Here is a 1,189-nt window from a genome sequence, read left to right as displayed (position 1 = left end):
GCCAAAAGCCCCCCGGCCCCCCCGCCACATCGCTGCCCAGCATGCGGCGCCCGGCGCAGGCCTCTCCCCCGTCAGCCAGCTTTTCCCGCCAGCCCGCTGCCAGAGCCGGCACATCCAGCCGGCGGCGCAGGCGCGCGGCGGCATTCATGCTGCGTGGAAACGAAGGCGCGGCGGCCAGCGCGCGGCCAGACCAGGCAAGCCCAGCCAAAAGCCCGATCACCCCGCGCCGCGCCACGATCATTGCGCCGGCAAGGCCGGGCCGAACAGCGCGCGGTTACCCCAGGGCATAGCCGTTCCACGCCTTGATCGGGCGGATCACAAAGCTGGTGTGCATCGTGCTGACGCCGGGCAGGCGTGCGAGGCAATCGCGGTGCAGCCGGTCGTAATCGGCCATGTCATGCGCGGCGATGCGCAGGCGGTAATCCGCCACGCCCGAGATCAGATAGCATTCGAGGATTTCGGTGGAATCGAGCGTGGCCCGTTCGAACCGCTCCATCGCTTCGCGGCTCTGGCTTTCCAGCGTGATATCGATCAGGGCATGCAGATTGAGGCCGATCTTGCCGGCATCGACCCGCGCGCCATAGCCGGTGATCGCACCGCTCTCTTCCAGCGCGCGCATGCGGCGGTGGCAGGCAGAGCTGGAAAGCCCCACCCGATCGGCCAGTTGTGCCAGCGAACTTTGCGAATCTGCCTGCAACGCGGCCAGCAGCTTGCGATCTATGCGGTCCATCAACGCCGTCTAGCGCAAAATCTTCGCGGATAAAGTCAGATTCGCGGGAAGCCTTGGCTCGTTTCGGATCAGCGCGAATAATCCGCTGGCGGCGCACCGTGCCGCTTGCTGCGCGATGCCATCAGCGTGATCGCCTGGTCGAGCGTTTCACCATCGATCGCGCCATCGACCATGATTGTTTCGCCCGTCAGGTTGTTGCGCACGGCCACGGCCGGGGTGCCCTGCACAGTGGCGCGTTCGGCCGCATCCCCTTCGGCGGCAACCCGGCCCAGCGTTTCATCGCTGCGCAGGCACGCGTCCAGCTTGGCGCCATCGGCTGCGCCATCCAGCTTGGCGAGGGCAACCACGGCCGCGCGCCCACCTTCCAGGCCGCGGCCATTGCCGCCGGTGCGGGCAAAGTAATCGTTGAGAAAGCGATAGAATGCGGCCGCGCCGCCCTGGTCGGCCACGCACAGCGCG

Annotated in this window: 3 protein-coding genes; all 3 read right to left on the bottom strand. The window is 67.5% G+C overall.

Features of this window, described 5'->3' with window-relative positions; all coding sequences use genetic code 11:
* Positions 1-241 (bottom strand): hypothetical protein (locus tag H926_RS33995; RefSeq protein WP_043611391.1); only part of this gene is annotated, 241 nt, incomplete at its 3' end.
* Positions 242-274: 33 nt separating this feature from the next.
* A complete protein-coding gene (locus tag H926_RS0124660; RefSeq protein ID WP_022678610.1) occupies positions 275-730 on the bottom strand; it encodes an Lrp/AsnC family transcriptional regulator in 456 nt (151 codons plus the stop codon).
* 68 nt (positions 731-798) lie between these two features.
* Positions 799-1,189 (bottom strand): DsbA family protein (locus tag H926_RS30600; RefSeq protein ID WP_371256340.1); only part of this gene is annotated, 391 nt, incomplete at its 5' end.

It is taken from the genome of Novosphingobium sp. B-7 (assembly GCF_000410615.1).
In the GTDB taxonomy this organism is placed as follows: Bacteria; Pseudomonadota; Alphaproteobacteria; order Sphingomonadales; family Sphingomonadaceae; genus Novosphingobium; species Novosphingobium capsulatum.
The sequence above is the reverse complement of the archived record's forward strand: the minus strand, read 5'-3'. Positions and strand labels throughout refer to the sequence as shown.